The 25,496-nt window shown below is 44.2% G+C and carries 18 protein-coding genes and 1 tRNA gene; 4 read left to right on the top strand and 15 right to left on the bottom strand.

Annotated features, from left to right (window positions below):
- Positions 1-160: 160 nt before the first annotated feature.
- Together HMPREF9009_RS02670 and HMPREF9009_RS02665 are read right to left on the bottom strand one after the other, a co-directional pair.
- Complete coding sequence (locus tag HMPREF9009_RS02670) at positions 161-1,078, bottom strand: alkaline phosphatase (RefSeq protein ID WP_008023359.1); 918 nt, start codon at positions 1,076-1,078, stop codon at positions 161-163.
- Positions 1,079-1,293: 215 nt separating this feature from the next.
- The gene (locus tag HMPREF9009_RS02665; protein WP_008023356.1) at positions 1,294-2,547 is read right to left on the bottom strand and encodes a DUF2264 domain-containing protein; all 1,254 of its coding nucleotides are present in this window, start codon (positions 2,545-2,547) and stop codon (positions 1,294-1,296) included.
- A gap of 221 nt (positions 2,548-2,768) precedes the next feature.
- Here HMPREF9009_RS02665 and HMPREF9009_RS02660 point away from each other — a divergent pair, with 221 nt between their 5' ends.
- The gene (locus tag HMPREF9009_RS02660) at positions 2,769-4,337 is read left to right on the top strand and encodes a DUF4832 domain-containing protein (RefSeq protein WP_032811926.1); all 1,569 of its coding nucleotides are present in this window, start codon (positions 2,769-2,771) and stop codon (positions 4,335-4,337) included.
- Positions 4,338-4,400: 63 nt separating this feature from the next.
- Here HMPREF9009_RS02660 and HMPREF9009_RS02655 read toward each other — a convergent pair whose 3' ends face one another.
- Positions 4,401-5,390: a calcium/sodium antiporter gene (locus HMPREF9009_RS02655; protein ID WP_049701380.1), complete on the bottom strand. Its 990-nt coding sequence runs from the start codon at positions 5,388-5,390 to the stop codon at positions 4,401-4,403.
- Positions 5,391-5,517: 127 nt separating this feature from the next.
- Here HMPREF9009_RS02655 and HMPREF9009_RS02650 point away from each other — a divergent pair, with 127 nt between their 5' ends.
- Entirely contained in the window at positions 5,518-7,374 is a 1,857-nt protein-coding gene (locus tag HMPREF9009_RS02650) for a mechanosensitive ion channel family protein (RefSeq protein ID WP_008023353.1), read from the top strand.
- A gap of 205 nt (positions 7,375-7,579) precedes the next feature.
- Here HMPREF9009_RS02650 and HMPREF9009_RS02645 read toward each other — a convergent pair whose 3' ends face one another.
- From HMPREF9009_RS02645 to HMPREF9009_RS02605, 9 genes are all read right to left on the bottom strand, one after another.
- Entirely contained in the window at positions 7,580-8,512 is a 933-nt protein-coding gene (locus HMPREF9009_RS02645) for a metallophosphoesterase (protein WP_004317085.1), read from the bottom strand.
- A gap of 167 nt (positions 8,513-8,679) precedes the next feature.
- Entirely contained in the window at positions 8,680-11,490 is a 2,811-nt protein-coding gene (locus HMPREF9009_RS02640; protein WP_049701379.1) for a TonB-dependent receptor, read from the bottom strand.
- Positions 11,491-11,681: 191 nt separating this feature from the next.
- Entirely contained in the window at positions 11,682-12,170 is a 489-nt protein-coding gene (locus HMPREF9009_RS02635; protein ID WP_004317088.1) for a Riean_0653 family protein, read from the bottom strand.
- Positions 12,171-12,190: 20 nt separating this feature from the next.
- Positions 12,191-12,844 carry a hypothetical protein gene (locus tag HMPREF9009_RS02630; protein ID WP_004317090.1) on the bottom strand — a complete coding sequence of 218 codons (654 nt, stop codon included), beginning with the start codon at positions 12,842-12,844 and terminating at the stop codon, positions 12,191-12,193.
- Between the two features lie 47 nt (positions 12,845-12,891).
- Positions 12,892-14,082, bottom strand: coding sequence for a class I SAM-dependent methyltransferase (locus HMPREF9009_RS02625; RefSeq protein WP_008023350.1), 1,191 nt, complete (start codon positions 14,080-14,082; stop codon positions 12,892-12,894).
- A 69-nt stretch (positions 14,083-14,151) separates the two neighbouring features.
- A complete protein-coding gene (locus tag HMPREF9009_RS02620) occupies positions 14,152-14,931 on the bottom strand; it encodes a M15 family metallopeptidase (protein ID WP_008023349.1) in 780 nt (259 codons plus the stop codon).
- 169 nt (positions 14,932-15,100) lie between these two features.
- Positions 15,101-18,004, bottom strand: coding sequence for a DUF6493 family protein (locus tag HMPREF9009_RS02615; RefSeq protein ID WP_008023348.1), 2,904 nt, complete (start codon positions 18,002-18,004; stop codon positions 15,101-15,103).
- A gap of 13 nt (positions 18,005-18,017) precedes the next feature.
- The gene (locus tag HMPREF9009_RS02610) at positions 18,018-21,005 is read right to left on the bottom strand and encodes a DUF6493 family protein (protein ID WP_008023347.1); all 2,988 of its coding nucleotides are present in this window, start codon (positions 21,003-21,005) and stop codon (positions 18,018-18,020) included.
- Positions 20,993-22,348, bottom strand: coding sequence for an SWIM zinc finger family protein (locus HMPREF9009_RS02605; RefSeq protein ID WP_004317095.1), 1,356 nt, complete (start codon positions 22,346-22,348; stop codon positions 20,993-20,995). Before HMPREF9009_RS02605 ends, HMPREF9009_RS02610 begins: the two co-directional genes overlap by 13 nt.
- Positions 22,349-22,941: 593 nt before the next feature.
- Between HMPREF9009_RS02605 and HMPREF9009_RS02600 the strand changes: the two genes are divergently transcribed.
- Together HMPREF9009_RS02600 and HMPREF9009_RS02595 are read left to right on the top strand one after the other, a co-directional pair.
- A complete protein-coding gene (locus tag HMPREF9009_RS02600) occupies positions 22,942-23,445 on the top strand; it encodes an RNA polymerase sigma factor (RefSeq protein ID WP_004296608.1) in 504 nt (167 codons plus the stop codon).
- A 162-nt stretch (positions 23,446-23,607) separates the two neighbouring features.
- Positions 23,608-24,384 (top strand): Cof-type HAD-IIB family hydrolase, encoded by a 777-nt coding sequence (locus HMPREF9009_RS02595; RefSeq protein WP_008023345.1) that lies wholly within the window; start codon positions 23,608-23,610, stop codon positions 24,382-24,384.
- Positions 24,385-24,496: 112 nt separating this feature from the next.
- Here the strand turns inward: HMPREF9009_RS02595 and HMPREF9009_RS02590 are convergent.
- From HMPREF9009_RS02590 to HMPREF9009_RS02580, 3 genes are all read right to left on the bottom strand, one after another.
- Positions 24,497-24,570, bottom strand: a tRNA-Ile gene (locus HMPREF9009_RS02590).
- Between the two features lie 91 nt (positions 24,571-24,661).
- Positions 24,662-24,973: a DUF4491 family protein gene (locus tag HMPREF9009_RS02585; RefSeq protein WP_049701378.1), complete on the bottom strand. Its 312-nt coding sequence runs from the start codon at positions 24,971-24,973 to the stop codon at positions 24,662-24,664.
- A 5-nt stretch (positions 24,974-24,978) separates the two neighbouring features.
- Complete coding sequence (locus HMPREF9009_RS02580; protein WP_004302580.1) at positions 24,979-25,443, bottom strand: Lrp/AsnC family transcriptional regulator; 465 nt, start codon at positions 25,441-25,443, stop codon at positions 24,979-24,981.
- Positions 25,444-25,496: the final 53 nt, after the last annotated feature.

Here is a 25,496-nt window from a genome sequence, read left to right as displayed (position 1 = left end):
TCCGATTTATATTTCATAATGTAATAGCCTAAAAAAGAATTCTAAAATGAAAGTAGCAAATTAACGTGAGTCCGATATAGAAATTGGGTCCATTGAATATTGGATGTTTTATATAATGACTATATTTCAGCAAATAAGATGAGTATGGAGAAAAGAGTGATTATTTGAAAACCATCTTCATCGGTCTGCCTATCCAGACTTGTGGTTGTTCGAGATTGAAAATAGATGCTATGGTAGAAGCTACATCATATTGCATCATGCTTACGTCATCAAAACGAAGTCCTTTTTTAATATTCTTGCCGGAAATGATGAAAGCTGTTTCCATTTCTTGCATTGTCTTGCCGCCGTGTCCTTTGTCAATGCCGCCGTGGTCGGAAGTTAATATAAAAATAGTATCATCAAGGATTCCTGCGTCTTTTACAGCCTGGACAATTTGACCGACATATATATCCAACTCTTTGAGTTTTTCATAATAGGCGGGAGTATCATGTCCTTCAGTATGTCCGGTATGGTCGGGGCCGTCGTAGCAGATGGCAACAAGGGCCGGATGTTTCTCTTTTATATAGGCTGATGCCATATTGCCTAATTCTTTGGGAGTTTTGTTGCAATCGGCAACATGATAATGATAGTTCAGAGAAAGGGTGTCCACTAAATATTTGATACCTTCCCATTCGTAGAGGCAACCGATTTCTGCTTCCGGGCGGGCGTCGCGCAGCAATTGGAATACAGTAGGGAAAATGCCGTGTTGATTTAATACTCGTGAGGGAAGTTCCGGAGTTTTGGATCCCCATTCGGTGTATCCGTGCAGTTCCGGACCCGCTCCCATAAACATGGAGGCCCAGTTGATAGCGCTGGACGAAGGAAGTGCGGAACGTTTCTTTAATGTATAAGCTCCGTTCTCCATTAATTGTTTGACATTAGGCATATCTGCTTTGGGTAGGCTATATGCGCCCCAGCCATCTAAACCAATGAAAACAACGTGTTTGGCCTTGTCTTTTCCTTTGGCATTACAAGAATATGTGAAGCTGAAGAGTAATGCGAATGTAGCGAGTAATGTTAAAAGGTTTTGTCTATTCATGATACTTTTATTTAAATGGTTAATGTTTTATTCGTTGTTTAATAAGACGTCATCATTGATGATAAGCAAAGGTAGGGCTATTGTGAAAAGGAGACAAATATAATATTAGCATATACCAATACTTTTATACAAATTGCTTTTTATTTGTTTTTTCAGTGTGAATGGATAATAGTTTCCTGTACAACTGGAAACTATTATATAATGCTGATTATCAATTATTCCTCATGATAAGAATGATCTCTTGGAAAATCCTCTCCATCCCATGCCTTTTTCGAAGTCCAGGGCTGTGAAGCATCTGTCCAAAAGGGATCGTCGGCAGGAAGACCTAACGGCAGGAAGGCAAGTGACGCCATATATAAGCTGCCGTTATTGGTGTAATAATCGGAGATGCCGGGTTGTGAACCATTGAAGCCTAGTGTTAGAAAACCTTTTTCATTGAAGTTGCGGTCGTTGCCAAACATACGCTCGATAACAGCAGTCATGCCGGCACGTACTTGTCCGTTTGTCAATTCTTCGGGAAGCCATTTGCGCCAGGCGAGTAATGCCAGTGTTTGTAGGGAACCGGTGCGGTAAGTGATGGAACGTCCGACAACAGGCAGTGTGCCTTCCGGAGAAATAAGCCGTTCGAGAATCATGCCGAATCGTTGTGCCCGTGTGATTGCTTTCTGATAATCGCAGCCGGGCATATTCCATATATTTTTGTGTTTGCCGGCTTCGGTGATTATTTCCAGTGATTCTATATACATAGGATGTATCACGAAACTATTGTAATAATCGAATGCGAAGTTGGGGCCGTCCGAATACCAGCCGTCACCTACGTACCATTCTTCTATCTTCCGTAAGGAAGAACTGATACGGTAGGTGTCGCTGGGTGCTCCTGCTTTTCGAAGAAACGATTCGACAGTTGCACTGAACAATAACCAGTTGCTATATGACGGATCAACTCGTCTGAGTTGAGTGAATTCATTGATGTAACGTTGTTTGGTGAGGCTGTCCAATGGCGTCCATAGAGCATCATAGCCTCGTAGAAAACTTTCGGCGATATAGGCTGCGTCTACCAGTGTCTGACCCTCCTGGCGCCATAACAGATAGTCCGGGCTTTTCGGGTCTACGGCATTGACGTAGCTTTTCAGTGCCCATTCGCGGAGCTGTTTACGGTGGGTTCCCTCTGTGGTGTTATCATCCGGCAGTGACAACCAGGGAGCCAGTCCTGCCATCAGTCGTCCGAAACATTCCATATAAGTGACATCTTTGTTGCGGCCGTCCCATGTCGGGCTTAATTCGACAAGCATATTTTGTTTTAGCGCTCCTTCGCTCATATTACTTAATACGGGAGCAGCCATCCGGTACATCACTTCGCACCATATTTCTCTGTCACACTTTTCTGTTTTCTTTTTTGCGGTGGCCTTTTCTGTCGGAATCAACAGAACGGTAACTATTAGTAAGAAGAACCAATTTAATCTATTCATGTATTATTTACTGTTTAAGGATTATTTTAATGGTCAGTTAACTGTTACTGACTGCTGTGACAAAGGTAGGGTTATTCCACTTGCGAGACAAATACAATCTTAGCATTAATCAATACTTTTGCTTTTTTTATCCCAAACTGATACTTTCCTGTGCGAAATGGGTTGTAATCTGTGCCCGTGTTTTGATTTGTTATATATTTGCCTGCAAACAAAATATTACTATGAAGAAGAATTGGATGTATGGCAGTGTGATGGCTGCCTTATTGGCCCTGCTGGTAAGCGGCTGTGGTGATTCTCAACGGACTCTTGAGTTTCGCGGAATTTGTGTGGATGATCTGCATGGTGAAAATGGACTCTATAATCCCGGAAGAGGATTCCGTTTGGAGACGGCGGTAGATGTGTTGCACGAGAAAGATCGTCCGACAACGGAATTGTTGGAACTGTCGGAAAAGTATGTAGCAGACAGTGTGTCGCTCGCTCAAAGCTATTTCTATCTTACCTATTTAATAGGTGAAAAACTATCGGAGGAAAACTTCCAAACTATGCAAACCTATTTTGATGAACTACAGAAGTTGGGTAAGAAGGCGGTGTTGCGTTTTGCTTATGAGCGGGACTTTATGGGGAGAGCCGCCGTCGGTCCTACCGGGGAACAGATTTTGGAACATTTGGACCAGTTGAAACCTTTCCTGGAGAAAAATAAAGACCTGATTTTGGTAGTGCAAGCCGGAATGATCGGTGCATGGGGAGAATGGCATAGTTCTATTCAGGGTTTGGAGAACTCGGAAGAAACAAAAGCAGCCGTGTTGGAAAAATTGCTTTCGGTGGTTCCCGTAGAGAGAAATGTACAAGTGAGATTACCGGAATTTAAGAACCTGTTGAAAGATAAACCGGAACTGTATAAAAGACTCTCGTTCCACGATGACTTTATTGTCATACGGCCTGACAGGTGGGATGCTGATATGCACGAAGGAACTGTCAAATTCGACCAGATTGTAAGAGAGTCTCCTTATTTGGTGGTAGACGGTGAACTTCCCTGGGGATTTTGGAGTGTAGGTGCCGATCCGGACAGCCCTTCGGCAGGATGGATTATCGATGGTATGCAAACGGCGAGACGCCTGTTTCTCCAGCATTATACTTCATTGAGTATTATCCATAATTATAAAGAGCAGCATCCTAATAACAGGTTTGATGAGAACAATCCTCCCGAATACTCCATGATTGTGTGGAAGAAAACAATGATAACGGAAGATTCACTTCGTCAGCATCATATGCCTGTATCCGACAGTTATTTTCAGAAGCAGGACGGAACGAAGGTACAACGTAATATGTTCGATTATATACGCGACCATCTTGGCTATCGGATTGAATTGCAGTCACTTCAACTGCCGGAAAAATTACAGTCTGGTAAGGAAAACCAACTGAAATTAGGCTTGGTAAACAGAGGTTTTGCCACTGTCTTTGGGGAGCATCCTGTCTACTTTGTGTTGATTGACGACAAAGGGAAAGTCTCCGAATTCCTGACGGAAGCCAACCCGTTGGATTGGCAACCGTTCCAACCGGGAGACACGGCATATACGCCATTGGTACATTCTGTAAATCAGTCTCTTCAATTACAAGGCTCAATGCCTGCCGGAGAATACAGACTGGGTCTGTGGATACCCGACGGTTCGGAACGGTTGAAATATAATCCTCGTTACGCCCTTCGCTGTGCGAATGGCAATACCACCTGGTGGGTATCTGAAGACGGGAAATATGGTGTTAACGTATTGACAACTGTTGAGGTGAAATAACGATTAGTTTTAATTTACCAGTATGAATGAAAGGAGAGTTTTGACACAGCCTCTTTATTATTCTCAAGTGTTATAAATCAATATCACCGTGTACGCCACATAACAAAGTATCATAATCCCTCCTTCAATTCTCGTGATAGTTCTTTTGGCAAAGAACAGCCCGAATAACCAGAGCAGAATACCGGAACCTACCAACGTAAACAGGTCGAAGTTGGTAATTCCGCTAAGACGGAGAGGAGTGATGCTGGCGCTACATCCCAGTACAAAGAATATATTGAAGAGGTTACTACCGATCACATTTCCAATGGCAATTTCCGGATTCTTCTTTAATGCGGCAACGATAGACGTAGCCAGTTCAGGAAGGGAAGTACCTCCTGCGACCAGTGTCAGTCCGATAATCGATTCGCTGACACCCAGGTTGCGGGCGATGCCTGTGGCGCCGTCAACAAACAACTGACCTCCAAAAATGAGGGCAGCCAAACCTCCGATGATATAAAGAATGGATTTCCACCAGGGGAGTGATTTGATTTCTGTCTCCTCTTCTATGGTCGGAGCTTCTATCTGTCCCGCCTGTTCTGTTGTGCTCGGCTTGGAGGCGATGGCAAAGGTGTAACCCATGAAGATAACAAAAAAACAAAGCAATAATAAGCCGTCTACTCTGTTCAGGATATTCTCCGGAGCTTTATCCAGGAATACATCATTGGCACAAATCAGCAAGACAATAGAAGAAAGTATGCAGAGTGGTATCTCTTTTCTAAGTGTATTGCGGGTGATGACAATCGGGGCGAATAAGGCCGTGCAGCCCACAATCATCAACGTATTGAAAATGTTACTTCCCACCACGTTGCCTATGGCAATATCCGCGCTGCCTTTGATGGCAGAAGATACACTGACCGTCAGTTCCGGGGCAGAAGTGCCGAATGCAACGATGGTAAGTCCGATCACGATGGGAGGGATATGAAAACGCTTGGCTACCGAGGCGGCACCGTCTGTTAATCCGTTGGCTCCTAGAAGAATGAGGATTAATCCCCCGATAAGTAATAATATATTCATGCTTTTTTCTCTTTTAGTGGCAAAGATAATCAATTTGGAAATGGTAATGTCAAAAACAATCCGTATGTTTGCTCTGTTTTTAATGAAATGTTAGATTAACCTTAATTATAATCAAGGAATATAAGGTATGGAAATAAATAAAATAAAACGGTCGTTACTGGTGTTGTTCTTTTCTTTCCTGGCAATCGGGGCGCAAGCACAGTTGGAACAGGCGGTTAAGAAGATATTTGCCGGAGATACAATAACGGGCGGACATGTTCCTTTGAAACGGGATTCGGACTCTATCCATCTGGTAAATATGCAGAAATCATTGGAAGAAGCCCGGCTCAATGAGGCGAATATGAGGATGGAAATGGAGCAGATGAAACTCCAGATGGCTACCGCCGACTCCGTAAAATATGCACAGCAACGACAGCGTATCGACTCCCTGCGGCAGTTCACAAAAGGAATACCGGTAGTGGCGGACGGTGATACCTTATTTTACCTTTTCACCAAACGGGGTGGATATACTCCCCAGCAACGTGCCCAAATGACCGGTGCGGCAATTGAAGAAATAGGAAGACGCTTCAATCTACAACCCGATTCTGTGGCTATCGACCATTCGGACATAGTTTCCGATTTGATGTACGGCAGCAAAGTATTGCTTTCTCTTACCGATCAGGATGCCTTATGGGAAGGAGTTTCCCGTGATTCGCTAGCTAAGGAAAGACAGCAGAGTGTCATTACCAAACTGCATGAGATGAAAGCCGAGCACGGACTTTGGCGAATGGCAAAGCGTGTGCTCTATTTTGTGTTGGTAATTACAGGACAGTATTTCCTGTTCCGCTTGACCAACTGGTTGTTCCGTAAACTGAAAGCGCGTATCCTGCGCCTGAAAGACACGAAGATAAAACCGGTAGCCATCCAGGGATATGAATTGCTGGATGCGCAGAAACAGGCGAATCTGTTAGTATTCCTGTCCAGTATCGGGCGGTATATACTGATGGGATTGCAGCTACTGTTTACCGTACCGTTGATTTTTATCATCTTCCCGCAGACAGAAGGACTGGCATATCAACTGTTGGGCTATATATGGAATCCGATTCGCGGTATCTTTGTGGGTATTATCGATTATGTGCCCAAACTGTTTACCATCATCGTCATCTGGTATGCCGTGAAGTATTTGGTACGTCTCGTCTTGTATCTGGCACGTGAAGTGGAAGCAGGACGACTCAAAATCAACGGCTTCTATCCGGACTGGGCGATGCCGACTTTCCATATCGCCCGTTTCCTGCTCTATGCATTTATGATTGCGATGATTTATCCTTATCTTCCGGGCTCCGATTCCGGTGTGTTCCAAGGGATTTCGGTATTTGTCGGATTGATCGTTTCGCTCGGATCAAGTACGGTTATCGGTAATATTATTGCCGGACTGGTGATTACTTATATGCGTCCGTTCAAGATGGGCGACCGGATCAAATTGAATGATACCACCGGAGATATCATCGAAAAAACTCCTCTTGTCACCCGCATCCGGACTCCTAAAAATGAGGTTGTGACTGTTCCCAATTCATTTATCATGTCGTCTCATACGGTAAACTATAGTACTTCGGCACGCGAATATGGACTGATTATTCACTCGGAAGTATCTATCGGTTATGATATTCCCTGGCGGCGGGTTAATCAGATACTGATTGACGCTGCGTTGAACACTCCCGGAGTGGTGGATGATCCGCGTCCGTTTGTGTTGGAAACTTCGTTGAGCGACTGGTATCCGGTCTATCAAATTAATGCTTATATCAAACAGGCAGATAAGATGGCACAGATTTATTCGGATTTGCATCAGAACATTCAGGATAAATTTAATGAGGCCGGCATTGAAATTATGTCACCGCACTATATGGCAGTTCGGGATGGGAATGAATCGACAATTCAGAAAGGCGCTGTGAAAAACAGCGGTCCTGCGAAGACAGCGGAGCAGGGTGATGTATCGGAAAAGGCATAGAGTTACGTCCCGATGATGATTGCGCATCCGGAGAACACTAATAAGATGAAGTAAGTAGCTGACTATTGGTTGGCTGCAAACGTATATTATCCCACAAAATAGGTTCAAGGGTAATTATATAAAGAAGCGTCCCTTTCATCGCGAAAGGAACGCCTCGGGTTGTGTGTTTTTTCACTGAGAGTAGAATTTATATCATCAAGAGAATTTATTTCTTTCGGGTCACCGTATAAAGTATATTCCCTTTTTTATCTATCATACGAAGGTTGAGCTCTTTTTTGTCGATAGAGCAGACAGAGAAACCCGGTTCGGGGCTGCAGAACTTTGTACCTTCGATAGGTTCCACTTTGCGTGCCAGTGAGCCGGAGGAGTTAACGACATAATCGATGTCACTTCCCGGAACCCGGATATGCTGGAAGTTATGGATGTGTCCGCAGATGTACATATCTACCTTGTGCTTGCGTAAGATGGTGTCAACCCGTTTCTGCATGTCCAGTCGTTCGCTTTCCTCTTTGGGAGTATAAGCGTAGATGGGATGGTGTCCGGCTACGATAACCCAGTCTTCTTTTGCATTGGCAAGCACAGATTCCAGCCAGGATAGTTGCTTGTTGACATCCTGTTTGCAGGCATCGGGATATTTATCACTTTCCTGGCGGTATTTCTCAATCAGAGGAGTCGTGTCAATCCAGACGATGCGGATGGTGGCACCTTTCTCTTCGAATGTTTGGGTGTAATAACGGGCGGGCATTGTCCAGCGGCGGCTGATATGGGTGTAATCCAATACGGCTTGCGTGTTTCCGCGATATTCATGGTTTCCCAGGATAGGGAACCAGTCGATCATTAGTTCCGGATGGGAGTAGATTAATTCGTAGTTGGTCATCCACAAAGGGTCGTTCACGCTGCGAACTCCTTCGAAGTGATGGACATCTCCGGTGGCCAGAACAAATTCAGGACCGATCTCTTCGCCCATCGTACCCATTAATTCGGCTATTGGCTTTTGGTCGTAATATCCGTTGCGGCCTAAATCATTCGCTACGTAGAAGTTAAACTTCTTGTCAAATATAGAGTAGTCCGTCAACTGTGCCTGAACGAATGTACAGACGGAGACTAATGCGAGAATCAATAAACTCTTAATTTTCATATTCATATTCTGTTGTATATTAGTTGTTTATATATAGATAGTTATTCTGAATCTTTTGGCTTGTTGGTTTAAAAGGAAGAGAACGTTTCTTTTAAACCAATGCTCTGTTCCTTTTAAACCAACGGGGGCTTCCTTTTAAAGGAATGAATATCGTTGTTTGGCTCGCATCAGAAGTTCACTTTTACGCCGGCGTTTATCTTTACACCGTAGTGTTCAGACTGCATGGTACGGTCTTTAGTGCCCTGATAATAACGCAATGGTTGGTTCAATAAGTTGGTAGCATCTGCGTAGAATGTTGTTTTGAACTTCTTGCCGAATGTATAGCTTGCGTTCAGGTCCATATAGTTCACGGCATCATAGTAACGGTCTAGTGCGGCAACTTCTCCCATTTCGTCGATAAAGCTGGATGCAAAGTTGTAGGAGAGACGTACGTTAAAACCTTTCTTTTCGAAGTAGAGTGAGGCGTTTGCCGTATGTTCGGGAGAACCGGGTAAGGAGAGGTCTTTCTCATTTTCGCGCCCTTCGAAATTGAAGTTGTTCACTTTGGTGTGAGTGTAGGTGTATGTACCGTAAAATCCGATGCATTTCAATGCCGGAGCGATGAAGCTGAAATCACGTTGATAAGCCAGTTCCACACCAAGCAAGTCGGCATCACCTGCGTTTTTGGGTTGGGTGAACTTCTTGTATTCATTGTTTTGGTAGGTATAGTCACCAATCACCTGATCGACAATGAAATCGTTGATTTTCTTATAGAAGATACCTGCACTGACCAGACCGACGCTCTTGAAATAGTAATCGGCACTTAAATCGAAGTTGTATGAGAGGGTGGGAGTCAGGTCAGAATTACCCATCACGAGTTCATTGTCGCTGCGGTTGATATTGACACATGGAATTAATGCGGAATATTTGGGGCGGCTCAATGTTTCTGTGAAAGAGGCGCGAACTTTGAAATCATCGGTCACATCGTATTTCAATAATACGCTGGGGAGCCAGTTGACATAGTTGTTTTTATGATCTCCGGTCGGTTCAAGCGTTTCGTTTTCCTCTTCATCCACCATCCAGTTCCAGCCGTCGTATTTGATATGAGTGGCTTCCATGCGGAGACCCAGCATCATTTTTAGTTTCTTTCCCAGGTTTTGGTCGAAGCGGAAAAAAGCGGAAGTCACATTCTCTTTAGCATGATAGTTGCCGGAAGATTCTTCGAGCACCTGTTCACCCTCCATGTTTTTCAGGTCGAGCGAACCCAGATATTCTTTGGATACGAAATCGGTGGCTTTATACTGATTGCCGGGCATGAAGCCGTCGCGAATCTCACTCGTGAGGTTGTCCATATACGCTGTTTTGTATGCATCCTTGTAGGCGTCTGCGTAGTCGTAGACGGTTACATCGCGATTTTTAGTCTTGGATGCATATTTGGCTCCGAATTTCAGGCTGTTTCCATAGATTCCGTTGGCCAGCGGCAGTTCGAAATCTACTTTGAACTTCAGGTCTTTTTCGTAGATTTCCTGGTTGCTTTCGGTTAGTTCTTTCACTTTCCATTTTCCTCTTTCACCGTCCACTTCTCCGTTGTGCAGGTTTACATCGGTTGTCACATACGGAAAACGGCCGCCTGCATCCACGATGTCAAATCCGAGAAAGTCTTGTTTCAGATTGAAGTATCTTTCGTTCGGACGGTCTTCGCTGGCACCTGCGTAAGAAGCTCCCCAGTTCATTGACAGTTTGCCGAACTGATGTTCTCCGCCCAGGCTGAAATCCATTGTCTGTTGCAGTTCCAAGCGGGCGTTTTTGTTGTTGGGAGTACCTCCCTTAGTCTCTATTTGGGCAGATTGCTGCATTTCGCCTTCATCGTCCGGTCCTGTTTTGTCGAGGTCTTTGTAGGTGACGCGATAGCGGTTTTCCCAGTCGTGACGGCGGTTGTAGATGCCTTGCAGTGTCAGTCGGTGATTCGGGTTTATTTCGTAATCGAAAGCCAGTGAGTAGCTTTGGCGTTCACGTGTCACGTAGTACTGGCGTTTTTGTGCTTCTACCATTACTACTTCTCCTTTCTTATTCACATCGTATTCAAATTCTACATCATCCGAACCTACCGGAGCATTTTGATAAGAAACGGCTGCCATCATTCCCAATTTGTCGTTGAAGAAGCGGTCGCCATAAGTGAAACCCAGGTTCAGTTGGGCTTTCTGGCTAATCCAGTTGTATCCGGTTCCTGCTGTGGCACTGATGGTTCGTTTATAAGGAGTACTTTTAGTAATCAGATTGATAGAACCGCCAATGGCATCTCCATCCATATCCGAGGTGACTACCTTGCTTACTTCGATGGTTTGTATCATATCGGCAGGAATAAGGTCGAGCTGCACATTACGTGTGTCGCCTTCGGCAGAAGGGAGACGGTTGCCGTTGATTGTTACAGAACTAAGATCGGCCGAAGTTCCGCGTACTTGTCCGAAGCGGGCTTCTCCCTGATCGTATTGTACGTTAATACCATTGATACGCTTCAGTGCGTCTCCGATATTGGAGTCAGGGAATTTACCCACCTGATCGGCTGAAACGACATTGGTGATCCCTAGTGTGTTCTTCTGCGAGTTGATGGCGCGGCGTTGCCCCTGAAAAGCTCCGCCTACTACTACCTCTTGCAGTTCGAGTCCTTCATTCAGGATTACGTCTTTTTCGAGTGTCTTTCCGGCCGGAATGGTGATTTTCATTTCAACGGGTGAGTAGCCTACGTAGCTTACTTTTACGGTGTATGTGCCCGGAGTAAGATTGGCGAAAGTATAATAACCGTTGACATCACTGGTCACCCCGGTATGTAGCTTTTCGATATAGATGGATGCTCCCGGAAGGGTCTGTTTGGAAGTATCTACGATGCGTCCGCGGATAGTGCCTTGTTTGACTACGTTCACTTTTTCTTCTGCGAAAGTGTTACCGCTTGTGCTCATGACCAAAAGAACAAATGAGACAAATTTCAAAAATCGTTTCATAAATGTTAGCGTGCGTTAATTATTTGCTGCAAAAGTAGAGGGTTGACGTTTCTTACTTTTTACAGTTGGTTGAAGAACGCGTAACAAATATGCTACGTTTGTATTACAGCTTCCGGAACCGGTGATTGACGGGTTTTCTATCCTGGGAAACTATGGATTTTGCGGAAATGCATAGGCTGTATCAGATTATATCAGGATTGGGCTCCGGTATTACTGTTGTGTTCCGTATAATGAATATCAAAACGTCCGTTAGTCAGCCGTTTGCCGTTACCGAATGTGACACTGATAATTTTCATTTCTGTGTCGAAACGGCTTATGAAAGCTGTTCCGTCTTCCAGCTCTTCTCTTCCGAACTCTATATCGGTAATCGTTGATTCTTTGCCTTCTTGGGGCGATAAAATAGTGAAAGATAGATTGATACCGGGCTTTACGGAAACACTAACAGAGAGTTTGTCTTCTTCTGTGTAATAGTGGAATGAATCATACGTCCATACATACGAGTGTCCCCAATTCAGGTATCGCCCTCCCACATAAATCCAGCCGTCCATCAGGCAACCGAATGTGTTGGCTCCTGTAGTGGTGGCAGAAGGCAAAACGGTGATGTCGATCGATTCATCTTCCGTTTCTTTACAGCTCCAGAGGCTGATGATGGAAAAGAGAATGAGTATATATTTCTTCATAGTGCTTTTTTTAGTGGATGTTAGAAATAATAGGATAATCCCGTAGTGATGTTTAGTCGCGTGAGGTTGACATCATCATTTGAATTGAGTTTTACAGTAACCTTTTCTTCGTGATAGTAAGTCCTTATTCTAAGTAGCTCACTATACATATATTGTACTCCTAAACTGACTCCCAGGTTGGAATTCAGCTTATAGGTAAGATTGGCATTGGTGAGGAGACCGATAGTGAAGGCTCTCACTTTTCGTGTGTTGCCGAATACCTCGCTGTTGTTCCGCAGAATGACTCCGCCGGGACCGGTTGTCACCCGGATTTGCCAATGTTTGGTATTGGCATTACACATTCCGATTTGCGTGCCGATGAAATGAACCCATAAATGGTCTTTTCCTTCAGGATGGCTTCCTTTGGAAGAAAATCCGGTGTAGATTCCTCCGAAGATAAAGCGTTTGAGAGGACGGAAATGGTATTGTCCATCCCAGCTTACGCCTTGTGCAAGTGTACGTTGGTAGCTGTGGGTACTTAACGTTAGTGTGGGAGGATTATGAAACATCACACCGTAGCCGGCATGGAACGAGAACTCATGTCGCTCAAAATCTCTCTGTGAGAAAAGTGGAGTGTGACAGGACAGAGTGAATACGATTAATAATAGAATCGCTTTTATGGGTGTTTGATTCATCTGAATTAGTTTAGATTGTGTTTCTTTTCGCAAAAATAGCAAATAGTTCAGACTTTCTCACAGCGGATGATAACTTTTTGTCCATTATTTAATGTGCTGGCAAATAAGTAGGTATCTCCTCCCTCTGTCAGATGGAGCCGTTTGCGAAGTTCGGCTACTGTGGCGGGAAAGTTGCGGACAGTCACATTTGCTTTTTTCAGGTCTGCCAGATTCTCTTTTACTTCTTTTTTATTGAAACTGCACTGGTTGACAATCCGGAAGATTCTTCCGGGGAAGTTTTCAATAAAAGTATCGGAGGTATAAAGATGACTGTTGGGATGCAGTTTCCGGACGGGGTAGGCTGCGGCAATGCTGCGGAAGGCACCGGCTTTCAGAAGAGATGCATTCGGTTCGTAAAGGTAATCGCCTAAAGAATCGGTATAAGTACATTGGCTACGCTGCTCCTGTTCGCGGGTGAATACGAAGTGCTGTTCTTCTTGAGTCCCTTTCGTGAAGAGGTTTACACAATGAATGGTGATTTCCGCCGGTGATGTTTGTCCGAGTAGGATGAGTAGTTCCTTACATTCGTTGTTGACGGATAGGATATGAACTTCCTGTGTATGTTTCAGCTCTTTCAGTGCCAATGAAAGATCGAGCATGGGAGAGAGTTTTATCATTATCCGGCTGGCTTTGCTAAGCAGAAGATCTTCAAGCTCGGCTACGTTCGGTTCGCAGTCGGCGATGGAGACCGTTTTTCCGCCGTGTTCATTGCGGCGGGCAGGGTCGAGGAAGATACAATCTACGGGGGACATTGTTTGCAGATAGGCTACTCCATCCTCATTTCTTACGTTTATATGGTTTAGATGCAGTATGGGGAAGTTGTGTGCCGCTATTTCGCAAAGCTCTTCCTGGCGTTCTACGTAGGTGGCGGACTTGAATCCGGTGGCAAGAAAAGAACAGTCTATGCCGAAGCCTCCGGTGAGGTCGGTCAGTGAATCTCCCTGCGAAAGACGGGCTTTGTAGCGGGCGGTGATTTCAGAAGAGCATTGCTCCAGAGACAGATGTTTCGGATACCATATCTCTTCCATTTCCCGCCATGAGGGAATCTTTTCGGCGGCAACTTGTCTTCCTGCAATTTGGGTGATGGCAGTCGGCATATCTATATCCGGATACTTTTTAGCTTGTAAAGCCAATGCGCGTACATTGTCCGATGAATGTTCGCGGATAAAAAGTTGAGTTTCGGAGGAGATTTGTATCATGGCGTTATGGTGTTATAGGATATTACAATGAATCGTCGGGCACCGGTTATGGTCTTGCCGGGTACCGGTTTAGGGTATTAACTTATACTTCTGTTTGGCTACGTCCCGGCTGCAAAAATTGAAATGCCACCACTCACTGGGTAATGCACGGAATCCGGCTTCTTTCATTACTTTTCGCAGTAATATCCGGTTCTGACGTTCTGTTTCACTCATTTTTCCGTTATGTACCAGTTCGTTTTCATCTGTGATGTGGGCTTCCACACCTAAATGGTCTACTTGGGTTCCCATAGGCAAAGGCTGCCCTAAAGAGTCCTGAATACTGATATCTACTGCCAGCCCGTAGTTGTGTAGTCCGCCTCCACGGTTTGGGTTGGAGACATATTTATATTTGGACGTTCCTTTCACTACGTTCCACATTTTCTTTTGTACCGACATGGGGCGGGCTGCATCGTAAATGATAAGACTATAAGAGGGGTGTAGCTCTTTCAAGGCTTTTTGCGCTTCTATAAGAGCGTATGCCGCATCCGGATGCAGATAGGCTTCCGTTAAGTTGTCGTAAAGCACTTCGCCAGTGAAATTATCAGCCTGCGTATACATTAATTTAACAACGAGGCTGCTATCCAGATCGGTTACGTTGACGAGTCCCAGTGAATCCATGTAGAGAGCCATTGCGCTTCGCTTTGGTGGTGGCGGTGAGACGGTGGAACATTCCTTGCCGGATTGCATATCGTCCGGCGTATGTTCGTATTCCGTCAGGGTGGGACTCTCCTTTTCCTTTTGGCTGGAAAGGAAGGAGCATCCTGTCAGCAGTAAACAGAGGATAGCTAAACTATATTTTAGAATAATCATTCAACCTTTTGTTTTTAGTGTGCCAAAGATACTTCTTTTTGGCTTTAGCTCCAATAAGCTACCTTTTAAATCCTGATTGTTTAAGTAATCAGGTCGTGCCACCGTATTGGCACAGTAATGCCACTATGTTGGCACAACGTAAGAGATTAAGTAGTTCCAGCCGCCTCTCTTAATATTGGATATTAGCCACTGCTTTCTTCAGATTGGCAACTCCTTTCCAAACGTCCAGCAAGTGCAAAACCTGTTCATCTTTGGCTTTGCTGTGGTTGATTGATAACAGTTCCGCATAGATCTCCAACAACTTCTTTAAATCTTTGATTGGCTTTTCCGGAAGTCCGGCCAGCATTGCCACGATTAGTTTCTCCAGCTCCCGGTTGTGTAGGGGGCTGACATTCATCATTTGTTGCTGTATCAGGTCGGTGAGTCTTTTCAGCGGTCCCCAGCCGGTATGTTGATGTGAACCTAAGATTTTACCTATGCGCTTACTGTCTATGCATCCTTTGCCGACACGGTCTATCCAGATTTCGGCGGCATAAGAACGGGAAGTCTTATCTGCTACCAACATACAACTGGCTTCCAATATATAAGACGCCTCATGCCAGGTGTGTCTTAACTGATGAAGTGCTTCGATGGTGGCTTTGGTGATGCCTATTTCCCTAACCTCATTTAGCATCGGATAGTATATCGCGCTGCGGATGCACCATACCAATAATGGTTCCGGCATATTGGGAGTTAACCATGCCAAACGTGGCAAATCGTTCTGTATATCGTCGTAACGTTCTATCAGCGGATACATTTCGACCACTAACGGATGAGGATCGTATGAATGGTAACTGATTCTTTCATTATATTCGTCTTTATTGACGATATGAGAGTTCTTGCTTTCCGGGATATCGAAATTAAGAATTGCGGAGGTCCATTCTACTTTTTTCTTGTTGTAATCGATATATGAGTCAGTGTGCAGGTAAGTTCTCCATGTAAAGTTTCCGGTCAGGAATTCACGTGGACCTTTACTGTAAGAGAAATCTTTGAATTCGGAGTAGATTGTCTCCGGTGACTTGATGAGTCCTGCTGTCATCCACCAGGAAGGATGGGTGAAGGGTGCTTGAGGGAGTGCGTTTTCTGCTCCTAACAAGAAAGAAAGTAAATGTTGGTATTCCCCCTTTAAGTCTTGGAGGAGGATAGGAAGCTCTTGCGATGAATCATCCAGTGCCACTCGCGAGAGTGCCGTTTGCATATCCATATCGTCTGGCTCGGTGTTTGCCTGCTGATATTGTTTTAATCTTTCTATCAGGGTTGCCGGAGCAATAAACATAGGTATATGGGTGGGAGTGGATAGTAGGGGTAAAGGTTTCTCCTTGCTTTCCAAGAGGTCTAGTGTCCGGCATAGGAGTCGTTTGTGAACGGGGAATTTCTCTTTTTTGTTCGTTTTCTGACGGATGGTGAGTTTCTGCAGATTACGATAGGCCCATTCACCTTTCTGCAGTTCATCTTTCTGTACCATTTTCTGATGTAAGTCGCTTAGCTCTTTTGCTTCTTCAGGGAAGCGTTTAACCAGTAGCTTTGCATAATCAAGGAGGAAAGTTGCCATTAGTTGGTCTAATATGCCGTTTCGTGAACTTCCTCCGCTCATCAGTAGTTTGTAAGCGCGTTGAAGAATGGGCGTCCATTGTGAGATTTGTTTCGCTTCCTGTTGACGGTCCCATTGCACTAAGGCACCGAGTAACAGGTCGAAGTGATAGATCTCGTTCCCATCCAGCACTTGGCTGGCAAGAAATATCAGGTCTTCGGTGGAAGCAATTTCCTGTATCCGGTTGTCCTCACGGATAATGGGGAGTATTGGTTCATACACGAAAGAGGCGGAATCGTTGTCGGGCTGTCCGAAGTGGGCGGGAGTCGCCTCATTATGGGCAGAAGTATGGTCAGACTCGTTATTCTCCAAATAAGCCTTCAGCTCTTTTTGGGTGTTTGCCGACATCGTTTCCGTATATACGGAGAGTGCTTCTCTTAATGTGGGAGATTCCGTCTCTCCATACGTCAGGATCAGTTTGACTATCTTGCTTTGAGTGGATTCTTCCCGGCTCATTAATCCTTGTGCGGCAACACAACAGATGGCGTCACGAAATTCTTTTCTTTCTTTTGCCAGCTTGTTAAGTACGGCTAATGTGTTTTGATGGACTGCCTTCACATCTGAAGCGAAAAGAACGGAAGTCTGATTCAGAAACTCTTCGATCCGGAATTGCGGATGATTGCATAAGCCCTTCAGCAGTCCGAGCATGATATTGACAGGGCGGCTGTGAGGGGCGGACAGGACGGCTAATATTTCCGGTTGTAACGCGAGTTGTTCTTCTATGCTGGGAGTAAGTGCGGTAAACATGCCTGCAAACCAGCCGCATAAATTCTTGTTCATATTTCGGTTGACAGCGAGCAGAGATTCCTTTAGCACACGCATACGGTCTAGTTGTCCGTGTTCTACGAAGTATCTGAAAGAAAAATAAGGTTGTCCGCCATTCCGGTTATCCATCCAATTTTGTCCGCAGTCGTATTCAAAGAGATACCAAATATGTTCTTTAAGTGTGATTTCGCGTTTTTGCAGGAAATCAGTATTATTCATATAATTCACTAGATAACCCGCAATGGTTTGTGGAGAAGGTGTCACAGTAAGTATTCCCTGCTCTATCCAATCCATCAGGACTTCGTAATCCATTCCGTAGAAACCGCCGAATTCTTTGCCTTCACCTTCTTTGAAGAAGCTGTCGAGCCAGGAGGGGACGTACCACGGGATCAATTCATTCAGTTGCTCGGTGTTGATTCCCCATTGGTGTTTACGGAATTCTTTCAGCGAATAGATAACGAGAGCGGTAAGATTGATGATACGATGCTGTGCGGAAGTCCCCCGTGTACCGTATGTGTTCTCGTTAAGTTGCACGAATTTACTGTAGTATTCTTCCAGTTTGTTCAGGCGGGGTACCAGGCTCTTTCGTTCTTCCTGTGTGAGTCCTTGCAGAAAGGGGATGATGGCATCCCCCTGTTGCTTTTCTACTATTTCGTTGAGGCGTTCTTCTAGGGTCATAATCATGAATTAATTATAGTTTGTTGAGTGAAGTGGTCACTTTCTTCAAATTGCTGTTCGTTGCCCATTCTTGCAGGCGTTGCAAGAGTTGTTCGTTTGTAACTTTGCTGCGGTTGATGGTCAATAGTTCCAGATAGAGTTCGAGCAGTTGTTTGAGTCCGGTGACGGGTTTGTCGGGCAATCCGCTGATAAATACAGTGAGCAGTTCTTCCAGTTGGCGGTTGTGGAAAGCGCTTCGTTTGTACATGCTTTCGTACACTTGTGTGGTGAAGCGTTTTAACGGAGCAAGTTCCATGTTGATAAGCCGGGCCAGGATTTCTCCTACCCGGTGGTTGTTTATTCTTCCTGTGGAGAGTCCTTCTATCCATAATTCTGCTGCATAGGAACGGACTGTTTTGTCTACAAAAAGTAGCGAGCCGCTTAATAGGAGTAGACTCATTTCTTTGAGCTGGCAATGGAAAGACAACAACATGCGCAAGGCACAGGCAAGGGTACGTTTGCTGTCTTCCTGTGGACTGCCGAAAGCCATGTAATGGGAGATAATCTGGGCTATCAACGGTTCCGGACGGTTAGGGTAACAACACAATAGAGGTTCCATGTAGCGGGAGTCATCCATGTTGTATTTACTGTTAATAATCAGATGTTCCTGCCATAGCTGATGGCTGTTGCGTTCGATATATTTGTGCCATTTGTGAAAATCAAGTTGGAGCAGGCGTCTGTCCGTTTCGTATGAGTTTTCTTTAGGTTTCACTTCTTTCCACTCGTAGTCTCCTGTCAGATGATTGTGTGGCAATGTGTTACAAGAGAAAGACTTGAATGCTTCAAATTCCGTCTCCGGTGCTTTTACCAGTCCGGTGGCTACCCAAGCGGTCGGATGGTTGTAGGGCGGTTCGGGTTGCGTGTTTTCGTCCAATAGGAACAGGCAGAGATGCAGGTACTCATCTTGCAACAGTTGCCGGGCGGTGACGATGGCTTCTTCCTTGTCTTCCAGAGTACAACGGGCAATAGCCAGTTGGAAATCCCACGAACAGGGTTTCTTTCCTGCTTCCTGATATGCAGCAAGCCGGCGTATCAGTTTGGTGGCTTGTAGGTATGCCGGGGTGTGAGTGGGAGTAGAAAGCAGAGGCAATGTATTTCCTCCTTTTATTTGGCGGATCACACCCAGCCATAACTGTTTGATAGGGGTGAAACAGGTTGCGTTGCTGTAACCGGGTTTCCAGTTGGCAAGTCGTTTGAAGGAACGTTCGTCGTAAGCTCCCCTGTTTTTATCTATTCCTTTCAGTTTCTCTTCCAGCCGGGTGAACATGTTTCTCAAAACTCCTGTGTTGGAGTTGTCTGTCTGTGCCCATAAGCGTTGGTATTCCAACAGGAAAGTGGCAAGGAGATCTTCGTATGGTTCCCAACTATTGGCAACAATATTGGCTGCCCGTTGGAAAATAGGTTCCATCCGGTTGAGGTCTTCTTTATCTAGTTGGGGGTGGAAAGCAATGATAGCGGCAATCGTTGTTTCTATCTCCCAGTTCTCCTCCATGTCGAACAAACGACTAAGCTGGAATAGGAAATCTTCTTTGTTGGCAGGGAATGGAATACGGTTGTCTTCCCGGCAAATGCGGATGGCTTCCAGAGGTGGCTCTTCGGAGAGGAGGGGGTTATCGGTACTATTTTCATCTGTACTATTTCTTTCTGTATTCTCTCCTTCTGTATGAAGAATGTCTTTTGTCACACTTGTATCTGTTGCATTTGCTTCTTCTGCAAGGTGTAGTTCTGTAGACTGTGAATCTATAGACTGTGGCTTGAAAGATGCGAGTATCGCTTGCACGCTTTGAAACATCTCCGGTTGATAAGACTGTAGTGTTTCTTGGAGATTGGACGAAGAGGCATCCCCATACTTTGAAATAAAGTTGGCAGCTTTCTTTTGCAGGCTTTCGTCCTTCTTCAAGAATAGTTGGCAGAGAGTGATACAACAAGGCTCTTTCATCTCGGGATGTTGCGCAACGATCTTTTCAAAGATGGAGTAAATGGTTAATAGCGAGTTTTTGGGACTGGAGAAGAAAAGGGTGGTTGCCCGTTCGATGAATTCCTGATAACGGAATCCTTCTTCGTCTGCAATGCTCTTCAACTGTTGCAACATTATATTTACCGGCTTGGTGTAGGAAGAAGTGAATGTTTGCATGATCTCTTCCTGTAAGGATAACGATTCTCCGGTGGTCGGTTGCAGCGTTTCAAAGAATCTGGCAAACCATCCTGCCATGTCTTTTTTGAAGCTCCGGTGAAAAGTGGCGAGGGTGGCTCTTAGTAGCTGTTCTCTATCCAGATGGCCGTCCAGTGAAAAGCGATAGAGGGCCGCGCTGATACTTTCATCCCGTATTGTGATTCCTTTTTTATAAGCATTTTTGGCACAATCATCCTGATAACCGATGATGGATTCGTGTTCGAAAAGCGTCCAGATGTGTTCTTTCAGTGTAATATCTCGCTTGAGTAGTAGTTCACTGTTGAAAGTATCGTCTCCTTTGGGATTCTTATTTCTGATGCGGGTAATCCAGGGGAGTACATGTGCAATGCGGCTTGGAGCGATTTCTTTGAGGTAACCCATATCCATGAGCTGCATCAGTTCTTCGTAATTGAGATCGAAATTGAACCATGTTTTGTCATCGTTGATAAAATCTGTCAGCCAGGCAGGGTTGTAAAGCGGGAGTAGTTTGCAAAGCATATCAAACTTCACATGATATGCCATATCCATCTCCCGTCTGTTGGCACATACAAACTGTACTGCCGATAGAAAATGTGCCCGTGCCGCACTACAGGTTGTCTCACTGCTGAAACCAGCGAACCTGCCTTTTATCCATTGCAATTCCCGGATAAGCGGCAGCAACTTCCGCCTGTCCTTCATTGGCAACTCCAATAATCTCTTGATAAAAGGGATTAATATCTTCTCTTCATTCTCCGGAGTATCCACATAGGCTTTGGATAACTTCTCCAGTTCTTTTTTTAGTTCTTCCATTGCGCTAGTTTCTTTACTGCCAGAATATGTTTGCAAGCTCCCCGTTCTCCCTGATTACTGCTGAACCAAGTGCAAGTGCAACGTTCTTTTTCGTTCTCTCTGTCCAGAATGACGGTATGCCTCACTCCTCCGCTTCCTGCAACACGGGCTTCCGTCCGGTTGCCATCATTCGCAATGATTTCTACTTTGTCTTCTTCCAGCAACTTTTCTGCAGCTATCATTCGCGGGTTGAGGCTCAAAATACGTTCGGTTTTGAAAGGCAGGCGGCGGTAGAAGAAACTGTTTTCATCCAAATCGAATCCCAGCAATCCCATTGCTGCCAATCGTGCCGAGAGAGAATCTACCTTATCCAGGTCAATATGTTCTTCTATGGCAAAAAGCGTAGGGTTGAACTGTTGGTTGGCGTAACTGTATTTATCCATCGCCTCTATCCATCTTTCAGGTACGTCTTCGAGCAAAGATTCCAGTGCGGCACCTTCTCCGGAGAATCCTCTCCAACATTCGCGGGAAAGGGAAAGACTGAAGCGGACCGGACCGAAATAGAGTTGCCAGATAGTAGATTGCATAGTAGGATGTGCAAATACTTTCAGTTCATCGGCAAAGGGAAGCAAAGGTTCAAGCAAGCGCAAACGGTGGAGTCCTCCGATGCAGATGCCATTCATACTTTTCACCGGTGAAAAGGCCGGTTTTTGACCGCGCATCACTAAAAAATAGTCACATTTCACACTACTTTTCGGTAGTGTCTGGAAGAGTTGTAAGGTTTGTATGCGATTGAAGGAATAGACCTTTTCGGCAACGGATTGATAAATCTGTACCGTAGTCAGTCCCTTTATCCATTTTACGGGAAGAGGTACTTTTCGCTCTATCACCTTCTCACCTTTATTATAGAGTCCCACTTCTTTGGGGCCGACCGACATTACTACATTTTCTTGTCTGCCTATTCCTCCTAAAGCGGAAATCATTCCGGGATTAAAATCTACATTCGTTGTCCCGTTTTCCAAGAATTCTCCGTTGTGTCCATCAGGAAGTACATCGACCCTGGCGTATACACCTGCACAATTAGAAAATCCTTCAAAGCGCAGACGGTTATTTCCAGCTGTTACAATCGGATCTTTCAGCATTGTAAGTTGTGCCGGTGTCAGGTTGAAACTGGACTGCACAACATTGGATAACGCAATGAGGCAACGTGCCGTCATATAAGGTTGCGTCAGCTTTCCCCAAAAGAAACAGGGGGCTTCTCTCTTTTCTATTTCGCTATATTTGGCAAGAAACAGTTCGTCCTGATCGGCCGACCGTTGCAATGTGGAAGGAGCTGCATATTGATAAGAAATAGTATCAGTCATAGATAATAAATTGGTATTTGGTTGTACATTGCCCAAATATAGAAATTAATTCTTATGTGAAAAAAGAAGTAGGAGAATTTACATCACTTTGGAATGTGTGATATTATAAAATATCGCCGAAAGACTAATTTATCTCTCTTTTTGTACTGACTATGAGATACAATTCTTTATAGTTGGATACAATTTTTTATACATAAAACAATTATTCTTTATAACTATTCTTAAATTATGCGTTCCTTTTTGCCATAAAGTAATACTTTTGTTCCCATAAATAGAATGTTAAAGCGACAGATTCTAAATTAAGTCTTATGATTTTTTTAATATAAAAAGACAGCTGTTTGTGAAAATCGCTAATATTGTTTGTTTTGTTTGTGTTATCCCATTTTGAGTCAGGTGTGACTTCAAAATGGGATTTTTGCTATCCCGGCAGATTAAAACCACCTGAATACTATCAAAAATGACCTAAATTCTATCAACCGATAGATTTTCCCCTAAACAATGTCTGTTCTTCACCTGCCACATTTGTTGAAAACCCGTAAACTTGCAACATCAAAATTATAACAACGAATACTCACAATTTAAAAATAACGTATATGAAAAGTTTAAGCTTCAGGAAAGATCTGATAGGAGTACAGGATGAATTACTCCGCTTCGCATACAAACTGACAACCGATCGTGAAGAAGCAAACGATTTGTTACAGGAAACCTCATTAAAAGCATTGGATAACGAAGACAAATATACCCCCGACACAAATTTTAAAGGATGGATGTATACTATAATGCGGAACATCTTTATTAATAATTACCGCAAAGTAGTGCGCGATCAGACATTTGTCGATCAGACTGAAAACCTCTATCATCTGAATCTGCCACAAGAGTCAGGTTTTGAAAGTACAGAAAGAGCTTACGATTTAAAGGAAATGCACCGCGTAGTCAATGCTCTGCCTAAAGAATACAGGGTTCCGTTTGCTATGCACGTTTCAGGATTCAAGTACCGTGAGATTGCAGAGAAGTTGAATCTTCCGTTAGGTACTGTAAAAAGCCGCATATTCTTTACCCGTCAGAAATTGCAGGAAGAGTTGAAGGACTTCCGCTAAACGTTAACTATCTTTTTCAGTAGGTATCAATAGGTATAGGGCAAAAGGATCTCGTTTCCTTTTGCCTTTTTTGTTTTATGTATTGGAGGTATACCTGCTATGGGGATTTTTTCAGTAACTTTGTCGCTGGGTAATAGACTGTAAATAAAAAATATAGATGTTATGATAAAAGCAATCATGCTCGATGTAGATGGAACATTGGTGAGTTTTGAAACTCATAAAGTACTACAATCTTCTGTTGAAGCTCTTAAGGAGATTCATGACCGTGGGGTTCGAATAGTCATTGCTACCGGTAGAGCAGCGGGTGACCTTCATGAAATAGCTGCTGTTCCGTATGATGGAATTATTGCATTGAATGGAGCTGACTGTGTCTTACTGGATGGCACTGTGATAAGGAGATACCTTATTCCAAAGGATGATTTTAAGAAAGCCATGGAAATAGCAAAGGCTTTTGATTTCGCAGTTGCTATTGAATTGGATGAAGGCGTGTTTGTCAATCGGCTGACTCCGACTGTCGAACGGATAGCCAAAATCGTGGAACATCCCATCCCTGCCGTTGTAGACATTGAAGAACTGTTTGACAGAAAAGAGTGTTGCCAGCTTTGTTTTTATATCGATGATGAAATGGAACAGCAAGTAATGCCGCTTCTGCCTAACCTTTCCTTATCACGCTGGCATCCCTTATTTGCTGATGTGAACCTTGCAGGAATCAGTAAGGCAACCGGACTTTCAGCTTTTGCCGATTATTATGGGATTGAGATGGCGGAAATAATGGCTTGCGGTGATGGCGGTAATGATATTCCTATGCTGAAAGCTGCCGGAATCGGGGTAGCTATGGGAAATGCATCGGAGACTGTCAAGGCGTCAGCCGATTTTGTTACTGATACCGTTGAGAATGACGGTTTGTGTAAGGCTTTGAAGCACTTTGGAATCATTTAGTATTGATATTCTTATTTCAATATGGAGCACTGTTCCTAATTTGGTAAATCTCATTATTCTGACCATATAAAAGAAAAGCTCCTATAAGTCTTTGACTTACAGGAGCTTTTCGTGGGCCATCTTGGGCTTGAACCAAGGACCTCCAGATTATGAGTCTGTTGCTCTAACCAACTGAGCTAAAAGCCCGATGTATCCATTAACTGGATGCGGTGACAAAAGTAGTATTTTCCGTCGAATTATGCAAATTCTTTCGAGAAAAAACTGTAATCCTTTGCTTCTAGAACTTATATTTGCGCTTCGGATTCTTGGGGAACCATCCTTTTTGTACCCGTTCTTCCTGTTCGAAAACCTCTTTGATCGTCCAGAAGGAAGAAAACGCAAACACGCCTAATAAAGAAGATAAGATCACATTATCGATACTTAAGGAGGCAATCACACCGGCAATGCCGAGTATCAGGAATATCCACCAGCATTTTGTGCCCCAGTAATATTCGGCCTTTACCACGACGGGGTGAAAAAGGCCGATAATCAAAAAGGTACAGATTCCGATGAATAACCCTGCAAGGTGATATTCATTTAGAAACTCCATCACAATTATTTTTCAACGCGGATGGGAATCTCTTTCTTGATACTCTGTTCCAGAGAAATCAGAGTCTCGGTAGCTACTACACCCGGTATTTCTTGCATTTTGTTATTCAGCAAATCCATCAGATGTTCGTTGTCGCATGCATAAAGTTTTGTCAGCATTGTGTACGGGCCTGTAGTGAAATGACATTCCACTATTTCGGGAATCTTTTGTAATTCCGCTACGACAGATTTGTACATGGAGCCTTTTTCCAGCTTGATACCCACGTATGTACAAGTTCTGTAGCCCAATGATTTCGGGTTCACATGGTAACCAGAGCCTACAATGACACCTAGGTCAATCAGTCTTTGCACGCGCTGATGGATAGCTGCGCGTGATACTCCACATTCGGCTGCTACGTCTTTAAAAGGGATGCGGGCATTCTGGGAGATAATCTCTAGGATCTGCCTGTCGAGGTTGTCTATTCTTTCCATAATAATAAATTGTAATTTCCTGTTGTTATCAAATAGTAAGCAAATATAGAGAT

The organism is Bacteroides sp. 3_1_13 (assembly GCF_001185845.1).
Taxonomy (GTDB): domain Bacteria; phylum Bacteroidota; class Bacteroidia; order Bacteroidales; family Bacteroidaceae; genus Bacteroides; species Bacteroides xylanisolvens.
This window is presented reverse-complemented; position numbering and strand designations above follow the sequence as displayed.

Bases quoted from the DNA above. Each gene is read 5' to 3' on its own strand.
- HMPREF9009_RS02630 (WP_004317090.1), bottom strand. From the start codon at position 12,844: ATGAATCAAACACCCATAAAAGCGATTCTATTATTAATCGTATTCACT.
- HMPREF9009_RS02635 (WP_004317088.1), bottom strand. From the start codon at position 12,170: ATGAAGAAATATATACTCATTCTCTTTTCCATCATCAGCCTCTGGAGC.
- HMPREF9009_RS02625 (WP_008023350.1), bottom strand. From the start codon at position 14,082: ATGATACAAATCTCCTCCGAAACTCAACTTTTTATCCGCGAACATTCA.
- HMPREF9009_RS02610 (WP_008023347.1), bottom strand. From the start codon at position 21,005: ATGGAAGAACTAAAAAAAGAACTGGAGAAGTTATCCAAAGCCTATGTG.
- HMPREF9009_RS02660 (WP_032811926.1), top strand. From the start codon at position 2,769: ATGAAGAAGAATTGGATGTATGGCAGTGTGATGGCTGCCTTATTGGCC.
- HMPREF9009_RS02620 (WP_008023349.1), bottom strand. From the start codon at position 14,931: ATGATTATTCTAAAATATAGTTTAGCTATCCTCTGTTTACTGCTGACA.
- HMPREF9009_RS02670 (WP_008023359.1), bottom strand. From the start codon at position 1,078: ATGAATAGACAAAACCTTTTAACATTACTCGCTACATTCGCATTACTC.
- HMPREF9009_RS02650 (WP_008023353.1), top strand. From the start codon at position 5,518: ATGGAAATAAATAAAATAAAACGGTCGTTACTGGTGTTGTTCTTTTCT.
- HMPREF9009_RS02655 (WP_049701380.1), bottom strand. From the start codon at position 5,390: ATGAATATATTATTACTTATCGGGGGATTAATCCTCATTCTTCTAGGA.
- HMPREF9009_RS02580 (WP_004302580.1), bottom strand. From the start codon at position 25,443: ATGGAAAGAATAGACAACCTCGACAGGCAGATCCTAGAGATTATCTCC.
- HMPREF9009_RS02595 (WP_008023345.1), top strand. From the start codon at position 23,608: ATGATAAAAGCAATCATGCTCGATGTAGATGGAACATTGGTGAGTTTT.
- HMPREF9009_RS02615 (WP_008023348.1), bottom strand. From the start codon at position 18,004: ATGACCCTAGAAGAACGCCTCAACGAAATAGTAGAAAAGCAACAGGGG.
- HMPREF9009_RS02600 (WP_004296608.1), top strand. From the start codon at position 22,942: ATGAAAAGTTTAAGCTTCAGGAAAGATCTGATAGGAGTACAGGATGAA.
- HMPREF9009_RS02640 (WP_049701379.1), bottom strand. From the start codon at position 11,490: ATGAAACGATTTTTGAAATTTGTCTCATTTGTTCTTTTGGTCATGAGC.
- HMPREF9009_RS02645 (WP_004317085.1), bottom strand. From the start codon at position 8,512: ATGAAAATTAAGAGTTTATTGATTCTCGCATTAGTCTCCGTCTGTACA.
- HMPREF9009_RS02585 (WP_049701378.1), bottom strand. From the start codon at position 24,973: ATGGAGTTTCTAAATGAATATCACCTTGCAGGGTTATTCATCGGAATC.
- HMPREF9009_RS02665 (WP_008023356.1), bottom strand. From the start codon at position 2,547: ATGAATAGATTAAATTGGTTCTTCTTACTAATAGTTACCGTTCTGTTG.
- HMPREF9009_RS02605 (WP_004317095.1), bottom strand. From the start codon at position 22,348: ATGACTGATACTATTTCTTATCAATATGCAGCTCCTTCCACATTGCAA.